The sequence below is a fragment of the Pseudomonas sp. Ma2-10 genome (assembly GCF_054330215.1).
Window position 1 is genome coordinate 1 of record NZ_JBTEYL010000036.1, and the last position, 17,539, is coordinate 17,539.

General features: G+C 63.1%; 5 protein-coding genes. 4 read left to right on the forward strand and 1 reads right to left on the reverse strand.

The genetic code is table 11. The annotated features are described in order from the left end of the window. The 4 genes from ACXPVS_RS25900 to ACXPVS_RS25915 all read left to right on the forward strand — a co-directional run. Positions 1–2,011: condensation domain-containing protein (locus ACXPVS_RS25900; RefSeq protein ID WP_458512443.1), on the forward strand; the 2,011-nt coding region annotated here is incomplete at its 5' end. A gap of 87 nt (positions 2,012–2,098) precedes the next feature. Beyond that, entirely contained in the window at positions 2,099–11,194 is a 9,096-nt protein-coding gene (locus ACXPVS_RS25905; RefSeq protein ID WP_458512444.1) for an amino acid adenylation domain-containing protein, read from the forward strand. Between the two features lie 52 nt (positions 11,195–11,246). After that, positions 11,247–15,056 carry a non-ribosomal peptide synthetase gene (locus tag ACXPVS_RS25910; RefSeq protein ID WP_458512445.1) on the forward strand — a complete coding sequence of 1,270 codons (3,810 nt, stop codon included), beginning with the start codon at positions 11,247–11,249 and terminating at the stop codon, positions 15,054–15,056. After that, a complete protein-coding gene (locus ACXPVS_RS25915) occupies positions 15,053–16,696 on the forward strand; it encodes a cyclic peptide export ABC transporter (protein WP_458512446.1) in 1,644 nt (547 codons plus the stop codon). The genes ACXPVS_RS25910 and ACXPVS_RS25915 overlap by 4 nt, the downstream gene beginning before the upstream one ends. Here ACXPVS_RS25915 and fhuF read toward each other — a convergent pair. Next, positions 16,687–17,433: a siderophore-iron reductase FhuF gene (gene fhuF, locus ACXPVS_RS25920; protein WP_458512447.1), complete on the reverse strand. Its 747-nt coding sequence runs from the start codon at positions 17,431–17,433 to the stop codon at positions 16,687–16,689. The genes ACXPVS_RS25915 and fhuF overlap by 10 nt on opposite strands. Between the last annotated feature and the right edge of the window lie 106 nt (positions 17,434–17,539).

The window sequence follows — 17,539 nt, forward strand, 5'->3', positions numbered from 1 at the left end:
GCGCGGTTACCTGAAACGTGCGGACCTGACCGAGGCACGTTTCCTCGCCAGCCCGTTCATCGACGGTGATCGCCTGTACCGCACCGGCGACCGTTGCCGTTTCCTCGCCGATGGCAATATCGAATACCTCGGCCGTCTCGACCATCAGGTGAAGCTGCGCGGTCAGCGGATCGAGCTGGGGGAAATCGATGCGGCGCTGTTGAACCAGCCTGGTATCACCGGTGCCTGCACCCTGGTGATCGACAACCGCTTGGTGGCGTTTTACAGCAGCAGCGCCACGCAATCGGAGCTGAGCGCGCTGCTTGCCGCCCAACTCAAAAACCAGCTGCCGGCGTACATGGTGCCGGCGGTGTGGGTCGACGTGCCGGCCCTGCCCCTGACCACAAACGGCAAGATCGACCGCAAGGCCTTGGCCAACCGGCCACTGCCGCAGACTCAGGAAGACCACGTCGCACCGCGCAACGAACTGGAAGCCCTGCTCTGCCAGTTGTTCGGTGAACTGCTTGGCCAAGCCTTGACCGGTGGCCGTGAAGTCGGGACTTCGGACAGCTTCTTCGCCCTGGGCGGCGATTCGATTCTCGGTCTGAAACTGATCTCGCGACTGCGTGAACAGGGTTATTCGCTCACGCCAAAAGACCTGTTCCGTTCGCCGACCCCGGCGGCCTTGGCTCAAGTGGCCAGCCCGTTGCTGACGCTGGCCGAACAAGGCGATGTGACCGGTGCGATGCCGCTGATGCCGTTGCATCAGTGGTTCTTCGACCAACAACAGCCGCATGCCGCGCACTGGAACCAATCGGTGCTGGCCGACAGCGACCGGCGTCTACAGCCAGACCTCGTGCAGGCAACCCTTGACCGTCTGGTCGCCCACCACGACGCCTTGCGCCTGCGCTTCACTGAGGTTGGCGGGCAATGGCAGGCGCAGATCGCGCCGGTTGAGCCTGCACAATTGAGGTGCTGCGAACACCTGGAGCAACTGCATCAGGTCGCGCAAAGCCTGGACCTGCAACACGGCCCGCTGTTCGCCGCTGCGTTGCTCGAAGGCGAGCCGCAACGTTTGTATCTGGTCGCGCATCACCTGGTCGTCGACGCGGTGTCATGGACGCCGTTACTGGAAGATTTCCAGCAGCTGTATCAAGGGCTGGAACGTGGCGAGAACCCGCGTCTGCCGGCGAAAACCACGTCCTACCGGCAATGGGCCGAGCATCTGCACGCCTATGCCGTCGCGGTCAGCGCCGAACAGCGCTACTGGAACGCCCAGATCACTGCGAACAGTGCGCCGGTGGCCACGGTTGCCGAGCGGCAGACGCTGTCCGCCCGTTGGGACACCGCACGCACTCATCAGTGGCTGACCGAATCCCACGCCGCCTACCGCACACAGCCAGAGGAACTGCTGATCGCCGCCCTCGCGGCCACCTTGGCGGAAGCCGAAAGCCACGCCGACATCGTGGTCTATCTGGAGCGTCATGGTCGCGATGCACCGTTCGAAGGCCTGGATGTCAGCCGCACCGTCGGTTGGTTTACCACCTTGTTTCCGTTACGGGTGAATTCCAGCGGAGCTCCCGGCAATCGGGTGCGCAACGCCAAGGAAGCCTTGCGCGCTGTGCCGGGTCAGGGCCTCGGGCACGGACTGCTGCGTCAGCGCGGCGAGTTGCCGTCGGGCCGTGGCGATGTGTTGTTCAACTACCTGGGGCATGAGCAAACGCCACAGGGCTGGTTGCGTGCCAGCACCTTGGCCCCACCGCCGGACGTGGCATTGGCCAACCGAGTGACCCACGACCGTGAAGTGGTGGCCTGGCTGGAAGACGGTGTGCTGCGTGTCGAATGGCACAGCGTCACCCCGGCCGCCGACAGCCGCTTGCCCGCTCGCCTGCTGGAACACCTGCAAGCACTGGTTGGGCATTGCCTCGACCCGCAGGCCGGGACGCTGATGCCGTCCGACTTCCCGCTGGCCAAAGGCATGAACCAGGCGACCCTCGACACCCTGCTCAAACGCCTGGGGCCGAAGAAGTGAGCCCCGACCTCGACCTGAATTTGACTTCGGAGTGCGCCGCTCGCGGCGCACGTGCCTCTACGATTTTCTGGATTGAACACTGCTGCCATGCATGACCAAATCGAAAACATCTATTCGCTGACGCCGCTGCAAAAAGGCCTGCTATACCACGAAGCCTATGCACCGGAATCCCGGGTTTATTACCAGCAAATGCACATCGGCCTGGCCGGTGAGCTCGACCTCGACGCGTTCCGCCAGGCCTGGATTGCGCTGATGCAGCGCCATGCGGTATTGCGCACGGCGTTTCTCTGGGAAGCGCTGGACGACGCTTATCAGGTCGTCCTCAAGGAAGTCGATCTGCCGTTGCGCGAAGTCGACTTGCGCGGCAACCCGCAAGGGCTGGCGACCCTGGTGGCGGAAGATCACGCACAAGCATTCGAACTGGGTGCCGCGCCGCTGATGCGCTTGACCCTGGCGCGTCTGGACGATGTGAACGGACACGCGCAGTGGTCGCTGATGTGGACGCACCATCACCTGTTGCTCGACGGCTGGAGCGTCGGTTCGCTGCTGGCGGACTGGCGCGATTTGTATCGCGCGGCCCGTCGCGGGCAGCATGCGGCGCTGGAAGCGGTGCGACCGTTCCAGGATTACGTGGCCTACCTCAGCGAACGCCCCTCCGCCGATGAGTTCTGGCGCAGTCGCCTGGCGGATTTCGCCAACACCACCCGCGTGCCCGAGTCGGACCCACGTGGCCTGCTCGCCGACCCCGTGGACGCGCACCTGCCCTGCACCGAACACCAGCGCGTGCTGGATGCCGTAACAACTGCGCGCCTGAGTAGCTTCGCCCGTGACAACAACCTGACCGTCAACACCCTGCTGCAAGCGGCGTACGCTTACTTGCTGGGCCGCCATAACGGCAGCGACGAAGCCTTGATCGGCGTCACCGTCGCCGGGCGTCCACAGCGCCTGAGCGGTGTCGAGCGCATGGTCGGTCTGTTCATCAACACCTTGCCGCTGCGGGTGCGCTGGGACGATGCGCCGACCGTTGGCCAATGGTTGGCGGGCATCCAGGACTGGAACGCCGAAATGCGCGAACACGAACACACACCGCTGGCCAGCCTGCGGGCATTGACCGCGCTGCCGCCGGATGGCGAGTTGTTCGAAGCGATCATGGTGTTTGAAAACTTCCCGTTCCCCCGGGAGCTGGATCAGATCGACGATGGCCTCGTCGGACTGCCGGACGCCGAACATACCGCGCCTTCGCGCCACACCGGCGGGCGCAACAGCTATCCGATGTCGCTGATCGCGTCGATGGAAGGCGACAGCTTGCAGCTGCATCTGGTGCATCAGCGCAAACGCTTGTCCGATGCTGCCGGTGCCCGCCTGATGGCGCAGTTGGTAACGCTGCTCGACGAACTGAGCCGCGACGCCAACCGGCCGCTGGCCGAGGTGCCGCTGTGCCCGACGCACGAACTGAACCTGACTCACACCTGGGGCAATGGCGCGACCCTTGCAGTGCCGGATGCTCCGCTGCATGAACTGATCGCCGCTCAGGCCCGCCGCCATCCCGAGCGTGAAGCCGTGCGCGACGCCCATGGCGCATTGAGCTACGGCGAGCTGCTTGAAGCCTCGACCGGACTGGCCAACGCCTTGCGCCAGAACGGTGTGCAACACGGTGATCGCGTCGCACTGGCGCTGCCCCGTTGCAACGACGCAGTGATCGCGCTATTGGCGGTAATGCAGGCCGGCGCTTGCTTCCTGCCGCTGGACCTGGGCCAACCGGCCTCGCGCCTGGGTGCGCTGATGGCCAGTGCCGACGTGGACTTCATCATCGGCGTGCCGACCTTCGACATCGCCGCTGCGCAGGTGATCGAGGCCTCGGCCCGCGCCACCGGGATCGACCTGCCCGCGGTGGATCAACAGGCCTGCGCCTATGTGATCTACACCTCAGGGTCCACCGGGACGCCGAAAGGTGTGCGCCTGTCCCATCGCGCCATCGTCGCTTATGTCAGCGGCATTCTGGCCGAACTGGGTTGTGCCGAGGCTGAACAACCGTGGCGCCATGCGCTGCTATCGACCTTCGCGGCGGACCTCGGTTACACCCAGTTGTTCGGTGCGCTGGTCAGTGGTGGCAGCTTGCTGCTGGTGGACGATGATACCCGCGCTGACCCGAACGCCCTGGCCCAGTGCTTTGCCGACTTCACCCCAGACCTGGTCAAGCTCACGCCCAACCACCTGCACGGTCTGCTCGCCGCACATCCGGACGTGCGTCTGCTGCCGCGCCGCGCCTTGTTGCTCGGTGGCGAAGCGCTGCACGGCTCGCTGCTGGACACTGTCCGTGCGCTGCGCCCGGAACTCGCGGTCTACAACCACTACGGCCCAACCGAAAGCGCCGTCGGCATTTGCCTGTCGCGCATCGAGCAGCCATTGGTCGGCGTACAACCGCTGGGCCATCCGCAACCGAACCGGCTCCTGCGGGTACTCGACAGCCACGGTCACACCGTGCCGGTCGGTGTGCCGGGTGAATTGTGGGTCGGTGGCGAAGGTCTGGCCATCGACTACCTGGGTGATCCGGTGCAAACCGCCGCACGCTTCACCGCCGTTGCCGACCTGCCCCGCGCCTACCGCACCGGCGACCGTGTGCGCTGGCTGGAATCCGGCGAACTGGCGTTCCTCGGACGTGTCGACAACCAGGTCAAATTGCGCGGTTACCGCATTGAGCTGGGTGAAGTCGAAGCGCAAATCAAACGCCTGTCGAGCAACATTCAGCAAGTGCTGGTCCGTGTCGTGCAACCGGCCAACGAGACCCCGCGCCTGATTGCCTGGCTGGTGGCCAGCACCTCAATGTCGGCGGACAAACTGCGTTATGACCTGGCCCTGCGCGTACCGGATTACATGGTGCCGGCAGACTTCATCGCCCTGGACGCCATCCCGCTGAACGCTAACGGCAAACCGGACATCGCTAGCCTGCCACTGCCCGATGCCCCTACCAGTCAGGACAATTACGAAGCCCCGCGTGACGCGGTGGAAATGGCCTTCGCCGAGATCTGGCAGGATGTGTTGCGAGTCGAGCGCGTGGGGATTCACGACAACTTCTTCGCCTTGGGCGGCGACTCTATTCTCAACCTGCAAATCATTGCCCGTGCTCACCAGCGCGGCATGAAGCTGACCCCCAAGCAGTTGTTCGAAAACCGCACCATCGCTGAAATTTCGGCGGTGATCAGCCAAGGCGCGCACTACAGCCGCGACACCACCAGCGCTGCGCGCAATGTACCGCTGACCGCAGGTCAACACGCCCGTCTCGAAGCCGGCCCGTTGGCGGCGGACTGGCGCTGCGTGGCGCTGAATACGCCGATCAGCCTCGACGTGCTGAACCGCGCCGTGCAGGCTCTGCAACAGCAACACCGTGCACTGCAACTGGGCCTGACCCAACAGGCGGACGGAAGCTGGGCGCAAACCCTGCCGAGCACACCGAAACCGGTCAGTGCCAGCCGTCAGCCGTTCAACACTGACAACCTGAGCGCACTGGCCGAAAGCACGCTGGCCACGCTGGATCACTCGGCGGGTGAAGGCTGGCACGCGTGCCTGTCGGCACAGGGCGACGCGGTGTTGTTGGTCGCCCATGCACTGCGCCTGGATGCTGCATCCTGGGCGTTGTTGATGACTGACCTGGCGCTGGCCGTGGCTCAAGCGCAATACGATCGTACGATTGAATTGCCGCGTCACGGTGGCCATCTCGATGAATGGGCCGAACATCAAAACCTTTGTGCCCGCGATGAAGACGGACTGGAGTCGGCCTGGGAATACTGGCTGCAATACGCCGGTGAAACCTTGCCGTCCGTTCCACAGCCGGATGACCTGAACACTGAGAGCCGCGTACAGATTTCGGCGCCACTCAGCGTTCGTCTGAACCTGCTGCAACGCCGCAGCCACGCGCCTTGGGCATCGCTGGTGGCCACCGCTGTCGCGGCGGAACTGGCGCAGCAAAGTGCCAAACAACACGTCTGGCTGAGCCTGGATCGCGGTCGCTGCGAGCGGGCACGTCTGGCGCTCAGCAGTGCCCTGGGCCGTACCGACTTCAACCCGGCGACGGTGATCGGTGCGCTGAGCCAAGCCGTTCCGCTGCGTCTGAACGTGACACCCGGCGCCAACCCCGCGCAATTGCTTGCACAGGTCGACGCGCAACTGGCTGCCGCCCCGCACACCGGTGACGACTACGGCGTGCTGCGTTACCTCGCTGATAACGACTACTTGCGCGAACCGCTGCTGAGCCTGCCGCAGCCAACCGTGCATATTGTCATGGCCGGCGAATGGCAAGCCCCTGAAGGGCCGTTGGGCGAGGTCATCGCCGCTAGCGCGCCAATCGATGGCGCCGGGCAGACCCTGTCCGTGAGCCTGCAACACGGTCAACTGCAAATCGATTGCCGTGGCCCAGGCGCAGAACACTGGGCCGAGGCACTGGAGCAGCGTCTGGCCCTGCTGGCCGCCGACGCCGAGCAAGCCATCCCGGGTACCCACGCGTTCCCGTTGTGCCGTGCCGCCGGTCACGACCTCATAGCCCTCGGTGCAAACTTCGACTGGGCCAGCATCGACGACTTGCTGCCCCTGTCGCCGATGCAGGAAGGCATGTTGCTGCACACCCTGCTACGTCCGAACAGCGGCATCTACCTGATGCAGCAACGCTATCGCTGGGACGGCGCACTGGACCGCAGCGCCATCGAATTCGCCTGGGCGCAGCAACTGTCCCGGCACCCGATGCTGCGTACCGGTTTCTGGTGGCAGGACGGCAAGGCCGCGCTGCAATGCGTCTACCACGACACCGACCCGGCCTTCGCCTGGTACGACTGGCGGCACCTCGACGAAGCAAGCCGCCAGCGTCAACTGGATGCTGTGCTGGACGCCGAATGTCGACAGGGTTTCGACATGCGCCGCCCACCGCTGACCTTCCTTCGGGTGTTCCAGGTGGCCGATCAGGAATTTCTGATCGTGCGCAGCTTCCACCACATCTTGACCGACGCCTGGTGTTTCGGTCTGTTGATGGCTGACCTGTTCGCCCACTATCAGGCCCGCGTACTCGGCCAACCTGTGGCGCGTCCGTTGCTGCCCTCGTTCAGCAATTACATCCATTGGCTGCAATGCCAGGACACGTCCATCACTGAACAATTCTGGACCCGCGAACTGGCTGGTTTCAGCGCACCGACGCCGTTGGTGGTGGATCGTCCGGCCGTGACCGAGCAAGCGGTCGAAGCGGTGGCCAACCTTGACGTGACCCTGTCGATTGCCGACACCCGCGCCTTGACAGCGTTGTGTCAGCAGCACCAGCTCACGCCCAACACCTGGATTCAGGGCGCCTGGGCCCTGCTGTTGTCCCGCTATAGCGGCAGCGATGACGTGCTGTTCGGCGTTACGGTGTCGGGACGTCCGACCGATTTGCCGGGCGTGGAAGACATCGTCGGGTTGTTCATTAACAGCCTGCCGCTGCGGGTCAAGATTGACGACTCGCAAACCGTGGTGCCGTGGCTACAAGCCTTGTTCGCGCACAACTACGAGCTGCGTGCCTACGAACATGCACCGCTGGTGGACATTCAGCGCTGGAGTGAAATCGAGCACGCTCGCTCGCTGTTCGATAGCCTGGTGGTGTTCGAAAACGCGCCGTTCGACGCCGGTCTGTCGGATCGTCAAGTCGACTTCAACGTTGATATCTATGAAGACCGCGTGCACACCAACTACCCGATGACCGTGGTGCTCTACCCCGGTGATCGGCTGGGCATTCGCCTGACTTACGACGCCTCACGTTTTGACACCGACACCGTGCAGCGCATGCTCGGCCATTTGCGTCAGTTGCTCACGCAAATGGTTGCCCAGCCTGAGGCGCCACTGGCCTCGCTGTCGATGTTGACGCCGGATGAACGCCAGACCCTGGTGGTGGACTGGAACCGTAGTGAACTGGACTTCCCGCTGGATCAAACCTACCCCGAACTGTTCGCCCGACACGTGGCGCAGCATCCGCAGCGCATTGCTGCCGTGTGTGGTGCCAACAGCTTGAGCTACGCCGAGCTGGATCAGCGCTCGAACCGCTTGGCCCGAGCGCTGATCGAAACCGGCGCCGGTCGCGACACGCTGGTGGCGCTGGCCGCTGAACGCGGGCTGCCATTGCTGAGCATGATGATCGCCGTGCTCAAGGCTGGCGCGGCCTACCTGCCGCTGGACATCAAGCATCCGCCACAGCGCCTGAGCGAGATTCTCGAACTGTCCGGGGCGACGATTTTGTTGACCAGTGACAGTGCCGACTCGGTCATCGACCCGGCACTGGCCGCGAGCACCGCGACCCCGCGCCGCCTGCGCACCGAAGCCCTATGGCTGGCGGGCGATGCAACGCCACTGAACGTCACCGGCAGCCCTGATGATCTGGCCTACGTGGTCTTCACCTCAGGCTCCACCGGCACGCCCAAAGGGGCCATGGTCGAGCAACGGGGCATGCTCAACAACATCTTCGGCAAGGTGCCGACGCTGGGCCTGTCGAGCGAAGACCGGATTGCCCAGACCGCCTCCCCGGCGTTCGACATTTCGGTCTGGCAGTTCCTCGCCGCACCCATCCTTGGCGCCACCGTGCACATCCTGCCGGACGTGATCGCCCACGATCCCGAGCGGCTGCTGGAAGCGCTGGAGCACCAACAATTGTCAGTGCTCGAAGCCGTGCCGACGATGATCCGTGCCCTGCTCGACCTCGCCCGCACCGACACGCAACTGTCCGCGCTGCGCTGGTTGCTGCCGACCGGCGAAGCCCTGCCTCCAGCGCTGGCCCAGGCCTGGCTGAGCCGCTTTGCCCATGTGCCGCTGATGAACGCCTATGGTCCGGCGGAATGCTCGGACGACGTGGCGTTCCACCCGCTGACCGCTGTGCCTGAAGAAGGCGGCAACGCCATGCCGATTGGCCGGCCGACCGCCAACAATCATCTGTACCTGGTGGATGCCGCGTTGCGGCCAGTGCCAGTGGGTGTACCGGGGGAAATCTGCGTGGGAGGCATCGGCGTCGGTCGTGGTTACCTGAACGATCCGGAGAAAACCCAGGCTGCGTTCGTCGCACATCCATTCGAACCCGGCGCGCGTTTCTACCGCACTGGTGACCTGGGTCGCTGGCGTGCGGACGGAGTGATCGAGTTCCTCGGTCGCCGTGATCAGCAGGTGAAAATCCGCGGTCACCGCATCGAGTTGGGGGAAATCGAAGATCATCTGGGACGTCATCCCGCCGTGCAAGCCGTGGCCGTGATCGTCAACGCCGACCAACGTGGCGACTTGCAACTGGTCGCCTACTGGACCGGCGATGACACGCCGGTGGCGGTGCTGCGCGAATGGCTGAGCCAACGCTTGCCGTCGTACATGGTGCCGGCGCATTGGCAACAACTGGACGCGCTGCCGCAGAACACCAACGGCAAGGTCGACCGCAAAGGGTTGACTGCACGTGAGCTGGACAGCAACGACCTGAGCGAGCAACGGCCGCTGCGCAGCGACACCGAACAGCAACTGGGCGCGATATGGGCGCAGATTCTCAATGAGACGGCGATCGGTGCCGACGACAATTTCTTCGCCCTCGGCGGACACTCATTGCTGGCGACGCTGGTGGTCTCGCGGATTCGCAGCCAACTCGCGGTGGACCTGCCACTGCGTGCAGTCTTCGATCATCCGGTATTGGAGAACCTCGCACGCGCCATCGACAGCGCCCGCTTGCAGGGGGCGCCTTTTGCCCTGCCCGCCATCACTGCGACAGACCGTTCGCAACCGCTGCCGTTGTCGTTTGCCCAACAGCGGCTGTGGTTCCTTGAGCAACTGAACCCTGGCTCCAGCGGTTTCAACATTCCGTTCGCCTTGACCTTGACCGGGGCGCTGAATGTCGAAGCCTTGCGCCTGGCGTTCGAACAATTGATCGCCCGCCATGAAGTATTGCGCAGCACCGTGCATAGCGATCACGGTGAACCCTGGCAGCGGATTGAAGCGGCGCAGGCGTTTGCCTTGCCGGTCACCGATCTGCAAGCGGTCTCGGCGCAGGAACAGGAGCCGGCCATCCAGGCGCAATTGGCCGAGGTCTTCGGCCAACCGTTCGACCTGACGCAGGCGCCATTGATTCGCGCGCGGTTGCTGAAACTGGACGCGCAGACTCATGTGTTGGCCATTGCCATGCATCACATTGCGGTGGACGCCTGGTCCATTGCGCAACTGGTGGATCAACTGGCCACGGACTACATCGGTTTCGGCACCACGGCTGCCCGGATCGAAACCCCGGCCCTGCAATACGCCGACTTCGCCGTGTGGCAACGCACGCACCTGCCGGGTCCGGTCTGGCAGCAACAACTGGCCTACTGGCGCCAACAGTTGCAAGCCAGCCCGGCGCCGCTGTTGTTGCCGGGCGCTCAAACTCGCGATCACGGCAAGTGCGCGCGTCATCGCCGTCGCTTGCCCGCGTCATTGGCTCAGGCCATCGGCGAGTTGGCCACGGCTCGCGAGGCTTCGCCGTTCATGGTGTTGCACAGCGCGCTGAACGTGTTGCTGCATCAGCAGACCGGACGCGAAGACCTGCTGGTCGGCACCGACATCGCCAACCGGCATCAGCAACAGACCGAAGACATGGTCGGCTTCTTCGTCAACCAGTTGGTGCTGCGTTGCCGCGTCGCGCCGCAGCAGACTTTCGATCAAGTGCTGAGCGATGCCCGCCGCGTGGCGCTGGATGCCTTTGCCCATCAGGATTTGCCGTTCGACGCCTTGGTGGCCGACCTGCTGCCACAGCGGGATGCGCGTTATACGCCGTTCTTCCAGGTCAAACTGGTGGTGCAGAACACCCGTCAGCAGGACCTGCATTTGCCGGGTCTGACGATCAGCGAGCGGCAACTTGAGCCGCAAGCTTCGGATGTGGACCTGCTGATCAACGTCGTGGATGACGGTGAAGGCTTGCTGGTGGTTTACGACTACGACACCGGGCGTTACGCCAGTGCCTACATCGAATTGCTCGACAGCCTGTTCGTCTGCCTGCTGGAGCAACTCGTGCTGAACGCTGACACCCGCGTCGCTCAGTTGTTGGTGCCACTCAATCAACTGCAACAGACCCGCCGCGAGCTGGCTCAAGCTGCGCTGCGTGAAGCCGGTAGCGCGCGCCAGAGCACCCTGGGCCAGGCCCGTCGCCGCAGCGTCGTGAAGGGTGCCGAACAATGATGGTCATCGGCCAATCGACGCTCATGTCCCACTTTTTTGCACAGGTTTCAGCATGACTCAGACTCACGAAGACATGCCATTCGAGGGCTTCGAGCTGTCGCCGCAACAGGCGCACCTGTGGCGCCGGCAACAAGCTCGTCTGGCTCCGTCAGCGCAGCGGGCCACGCTGCGCATTCGCAGCGAACAACCGCTGGACAGCGCACGGTTGAAAAGCACTTTGCTGGCCTTGATGCAACGCCACGAGATTCTGCGCACCCGTTATCAGCAACTGCCGGGGATGTCGCTGCCGATGCAGGTGATCGACGCTTCAACCGCTGATTGGCAGGCGTTGGGCATCGAACTGCATATGGACGCCCGGTCGGCAACGTTGCACCTGCCGGCCTTGCATCTGGACAGCACTAGCCTGGGCTACCTCGGCGAAGAATGGGCGCTGGGCTATTTGCAAGCAGCGCCTCAGGAGCCGCCGCTGCAATACGCCGACTATGCGGCGTGGCGTCTGGAATCGGTGGACGACCAGGGCCGACAGTTCTGGGATGAGCAGTTCAATGCAATGGTCGCGGATGTGCCTTTGCCTTGGCAGAGGCAGAATCCGGCTACCGGGATTGTCGAAATGGCGCGGATGCAACTGTCGTTCGACGACGCCACCCTGCAACGCCTCGATCAGCAAGCGACAAGCCTCGGCGTCAGCACCGGTACGGTCATGCTCGCCGCCTGGGTCACCTTGTGGCAACGCTACTGCGAAGCCGAACGCCTGACGCTGGCCTACGAAAACCAGACGCGTCCGGACGTGTTGGGTGATGCCATCGGCCTGTTTTCCGAGCCCCTGCCGCTGACGCTCGACACCGCGCCCGAGCTGTCGTTTGCCGCGCTGTGCCAACAACTGAGCGAGCGTGTTGGATTGCTCAACGATGCCCGGGATAGCTACCCGAGCCACTTGAGCAACGCGCCGTCACTGTCGGGCGTGGGTTTTCGCGAACTCGCAGTCGTGCCGCACAGTGCGCTGCACGATGCCGGTTGGCAGATCGAACAGGTTGACAGTGTCAGCGCTGATTGTGCGTTGCTGTTGCAATACCAGCCACGCTCGGCCAGTGGTTTGTCGCTGCATTTTGATGCCGCGCTCTACTCGCCTGCCCATGTCGAGCTCCTCGCCGAGCAGTTACTGAGCGTGATCGAGCACAGCTTGCGTGAACCGGCCGCCAGCCTGAGCCAACTGACAACTTGCAGCGCCGCCGAGCAACAACGGGTGATCGGCGCATTCGCCACTTCGCCGACTTTGAACCCGGCGCAAGAACAGCTTTATGCCGCCACTTTTGCCCTGCCAAACCTGGCAGCCTGTTTCGCCCAAGGCTCGGCCTCCAACGCTCAACGCCCGGCGGTCACTGGCCCAAGCGGCAACTTGAGTCATGCCGAGCTGGATCAGCGCGTCACGGCCCTCACTCAGCAATTGCTTGCCCAAGGCCTGGAACCCGGTGCTCGGATCGCGCATTTCCTGCCGCGTGACATCGATGCAGTAGTGGCGCTGGTCGCCATCCTGCGTGCCGGCGCCTGCTACGTGCCGATCGACCCGGCCTACCCCACCGAGCGCATCGAGCATATTCTGCGCGACAGCCAGGCCCGTCTGGTGCTGACCCATCACGCTCGCGTGCAAGATCTGCCGGCGGACTGGCAACCGAACGCGATGGCGATTGATCAAGTGATGCCGGTGGTGCCGTTACGGGAGGAGCCGACCGTCTTGCGGGACCAGCCGGCCTACCTGATTTACACCTCTGGCAGTACTGGACAGCCCAAAGGCGTGGTCATCAGCCATGCCAACGCCCTGCATTCGCTGGCGGCGCGGCTGGCGGGGTATCCGCAGCCGGTGCAACGCTTCCTGCTGCTGTCGTCGTTCGCCTTCGACAGCTCCATCGCCGGGCTGTTCTGGAGCCTGGCCCAGGGCGGTTGCCTGCACCTGGCCAGCGAAACCGAACAGAAAGATCCGCTGCAACTGGCCCGACTGATCCGCAGCCACGGCGTATCGCACCTGCTGGCACTGCCTTCGTTGTACGCCTTGATCCTGGACGAATTGGGCGAAGTCCCGAGCCCATTGAACACCGCGATTGTCGCCGGTGAAAGCTGCCCGCCAGCGCTGGTCGACAGTCACTATCGGCACCAACCCGACGCGCAGCTGTACAACGAATACGGTCCGACGGAGGCTTCGGTGTGGAGCACTGTCGCCCTCTGTCGTCCCGATCTGGGTTCCGTGCCCATCGGTCGTGCCATCGCTCATACCCGGGTGTACTTGCTCGACAGCGACGGCGCCCCCGTGGCCCGAGGGTTCAAAGGTGAAATTCACATTGCCGGACCGGGACTGTCCGAAGGTTATCTGGGCCTGGGGCAGATGACCGCCGAGAAATTCATCCAGGCCCGTCATCCATCCCTCGACGGCCAACGTCTTTATCGCACCGGCGATTTCGCCTGGCAGGACCTGGACGGACAACTACTGTTCCTCGGGCGCACCGACTCACAGATCAAACTGCGCGGTTACCGTATCGAGTTGGGCGAAATCGAAACCGCGCTATGCAACGTCAGCGCCGCCAAACTGGCGGTGGTCTTGTTGGACACCACTCAGACCGAACCGAGCTTGCGTGCGTTCATAGAATCGGCCACTCAACTTCAGGCCAGTGCCGTGCGCGAATCCCTCGGGGCGCTGTTACCGGCGCACATGATTCCCGCCGATATCCAGTGGCTGGCGCAACTGCCGCGCACTGCCAACGGCAAGGTCGACCATCGGGCCTTGCTGGCCCGTACGCCAAATCGCAGTCTCGCGGCTTACGCAGCGCCCGAAGGGCATGTCGAACAAGTGCTCGCAGCAGTATGGCAAGAGCTGTTGGAGGCTGAAGTAATCGGCCGTCATGACGACTTTTTCGCCCTCGGTGGCCATTCGCTGCTGGTGGTGCGCATGACCGCCAGGTTGCGCGCCACGCTCGGCATTGAGGTGCCGGTCAGTGTGATCTTCCAGCACCCAACGCTGATCGGCCTTGCTGAACAGTTTCACCGGCCCCGCGACCAGGCAGCGATCATTTCCTTGCAGGCCGGTGAAACTGGACAGACACCGTTGTTCTGCCTGCACCAGCCAGCGGGCGGGGTTCACCATTACATGCCGATGATCGCCGCGTTGCCGAAGGTGCTGCCGGTGTACGGCGTTCCGCTGCCCGAGTCGCTACGCAGTCAGGACCTCGTTGCATTAGCCCGCGAATACTTGCCGCAGATCCGCCAGATTCAGGCTCAGGGTCCGTATCGCCTGGCCGGTTGGTCGATGGGTGGCTTGCTCGCGCTGGAGTTGACCCGCCAGCTGGAGGTCCAAGGGCAAGCGGTTGAGTGGTTGGGGTTGTTCGACAGCACGTTCCACGCCGAGGATGAAACGCTGGCGTGGGATGCGCTGCTGGCCATCGTTCAGCAAGAAGTGAGCAGCGACAGCCGCCAGCGACTCACCGAGCAATGTCTGACGCAGCTGCGCACGGCGACTGCCGAACTGGGTCGCGTGGAGCAATTGCGTTTCGCCCTGCTGGAATGGACGAGTGCCAACGGCCTAGGGCTCAATGCACCGCTGGCCTATGTCGAACAGACCTTGAATGTGATGGCCGACGCGCGTCGTTGGGTCAGCGGCTATTCGGTGCCCGTCGTGCAGGCCACCCTGCAACTCTGGTGGGCCGAACAGACGCTTGTCGAGCACCCGTCTCTGCCGGCGCAATGGGACGCGATCAGCCAGCGAACCTGTCATCATCAGGTCCCCGCCGATCACGACTCGATCCTCGGGCAGTCCGCCTTCCATGAACAACTCAAAAAATCGCTGGCCATGGCCTCGACGGAAACCGTCGCATGAACCTGATTCTCTATCTCTACCGCCAATCGGCACGCCTGCTGGCTCTGGCCTCGATCACTGGCGCACTGGGCGGTCTGGCCAGTGCGGGGCTGGTGATTCTGATCAACCGTGGGTTGGCCAACCCGCAGCAATTGCCGGAACTGGCCCTGGGGTTTTTCGGGCTGTGTGTCGGCATGCTGCTGAGCAAACTCTGTTCGGAACTGGCGCTGCTGCACCTGACCCAAAGCGCGATTTTCCAGATGCGTATCGACTTGTCGCGCAAGCTGCTCGCCACCCCGCTCAAACGACTACAAGGCATGGGCAAACACCGCTTGCTGGTGATCCTCACCGAAGACGTGCACACGTTTACCGCTGCGTTCGAGTGGGTTCCGTTGCTGTTCGTCAACGCTGTGGTGACCCTGGCATGCTTTGCCTACCTGGCTTGGCTGTCGTGGTCGTTGCTGGCGATTCTGGCATTGTTTCTGATGGTCGGCCTGGTGGCGTTTCACTTGGCCGAACGTGGGCCGTTGAGCCATCTGGAACGAGTGCGCCAGCAAAAGGATGTGCTGTATCAGCACTTTCGTAGCCTGATCGAAGGCAGCAAGGAATTGCAGCTGAACAACGCCCGCGGTGAAGCCTTTGTCGAACGAGTCATCCGTCCGGGTGCCGACGAGTTTCGCGTGCGTTTCCTGCGCGGTATGGCCGGGTATTCGGTGGTGGCCAACCTCGGCACGTTGTTGTTTTACCTCAACCTCGGCGTGCTGCTATTCATCGTGCCGTTCTGGCTGCCGCAACCGATTACCGTGCTGACCAGTTTCACCGTGACCTTGTTGTACCTGATACGGCCGATCTCCGACCTGATGATCGCCCTGCCCTCGCTGCGTCAAGCCAGCATCGCCCTGAACCGCATTCGCCAACTGGATGCGGAGCTGAGCACCGAAGCCCAGCTAGCTGCGCCGATCGGTAATGTGTTCGCCAGTGAAGGCCCGATGCGCTTGCTGCTTAACGGTGTGTGCCACCGCTATCCCGGCGAGCACGAGGATCATCCCTTCATGCTCGGGCCGATAGACCTGACACTGGAACAGGGCGAACTGGTGTTTGTGGTGGGTGGCAATGGCAGTGGCAAGACCACGCTGTCCATGCTGATGCTCGGGCTGTACGCACCGGAAACCGGTTGCGTGGTGCTCAATGGTGTGGAAGTGGACGACGACAACCGCGAGCAATACCGTCAGCACTTTGCAGCGGTGTTCGCTGACTTCCACCTGTTCGAACATTTATTGGGCGACGACGGACCGGACGCCGAATATCGCACCGCCGAAGCGACGCGTTATGTGAAAGCATTGGGGTTAGGACACAAAGTCAGCATTGTCGACGACCGTTTTTCTACCGTGGAACTGTCCACGGGTCAACGCAAGCGACTGGCGCTGGTGTCGGCGTATCTGGATGACAAGCCGTTTTATTTGTTCGATGAATGGGCCGCCGACCAGGATCCGACCTTCAAGCGGGTGTTCTACATGGAACTGTTGCCGGAACTAAAAGCCCGGGGCAAAACCGTGATCGTGATCACCCACGATGACGCTTACTTCCAGCAGGCCGACCGGGTGTTGAAAGTAGAAAACGGCCGCCTCACCCAGATGGAAGCGCACGCGGCTTATGCCTGATGAGGCGCGGTGATGTCAGCGCCCGGCACCAGCGGACAGTTGTCGCAGTACGGGCGTGCATCTCCTAATTGATGGTGCAAGCAGCACACCTTGCGCATCAGTAATGGCTCTCCGCTCGGACCGGGAGCCAGTTGCAGGAAGCCGTATAGCGGATTGCGAGTGCCATCGCCCCAGTGCCGCTCCCGGAACAGGTGATCACGCCACCTCGACGCTTGCGGCATCTGGAAGTAGTCGAGCGCGACATCGATGGCGGCCGCCACGTTATTCCACAGCAAGCGCTGGGCCACCCGCCCGGCGCTGGCCAGTGCCTGCACCAACGGCGCCATGTCCTCAGTCAGCAGTTGCTGCGCGAAGGCCAGCGGATTGTTCAATGGCAGCACCTCACCGCCAGCAAACACCTGAGCCACGGGCATTCCGTTTTCCAGCGCCACATGGGGATCATGCACGATACAACGCAGATGCTGCGCAGCGGCGGCCAGCGGTAAGGCCAGCGTCACGCAGATCAAGTCCATCGACCATTGCGACACCAGTGCAGCCCGAGGCGCAGCGGGATAGTAGTGAGCGTAAAGACTCAACAGGTCAGTGCAGGTTTGCGGATCGCGAAACTCAATCAACCCAAGGCCTTCGACGTGGCTGCTCAGTCGGCAGGTGCTGCGCAGAAAGGCGCCATCGAAACGAAACAACTGATCGAGCAGGGTTTCGTCGAGCATTCGGGCGGTGGTTTGAAGAGACGTCATGAGGCTTCGTAACTGAGTTTGAGAACTGTTAACCTACCACGTTTTTTGAGTTCCGAAGACTCAACACGGCGGGTCAACCCCCAAGTTTGCCAGGCAGGACGCTCCG

Excerpts from the sequence above, each read along its gene's own strand:
- ACXPVS_RS25905 (WP_458512444.1), top strand. The coding sequence starts at position 2,099 with ATGCATGACCAAATCGAAAACATCTATTCGCTGACGCCGCTGCAAAAA.
- ACXPVS_RS25910 (WP_458512445.1), top strand. The coding sequence starts at position 11,247 with ATGACTCAGACTCACGAAGACATGCCATTCGAGGGCTTCGAGCTGTCG.
- ACXPVS_RS25915 (WP_458512446.1), top strand. The coding sequence starts at position 15,053 with ATGAACCTGATTCTCTATCTCTACCGCCAATCGGCACGCCTGCTGGCT.
- fhuF (WP_458512447.1), bottom strand. The coding sequence starts at position 17,433 with ATGACGTCTCTTCAAACCACCGCCCGAATGCTCGACGAAACCCTGCTC.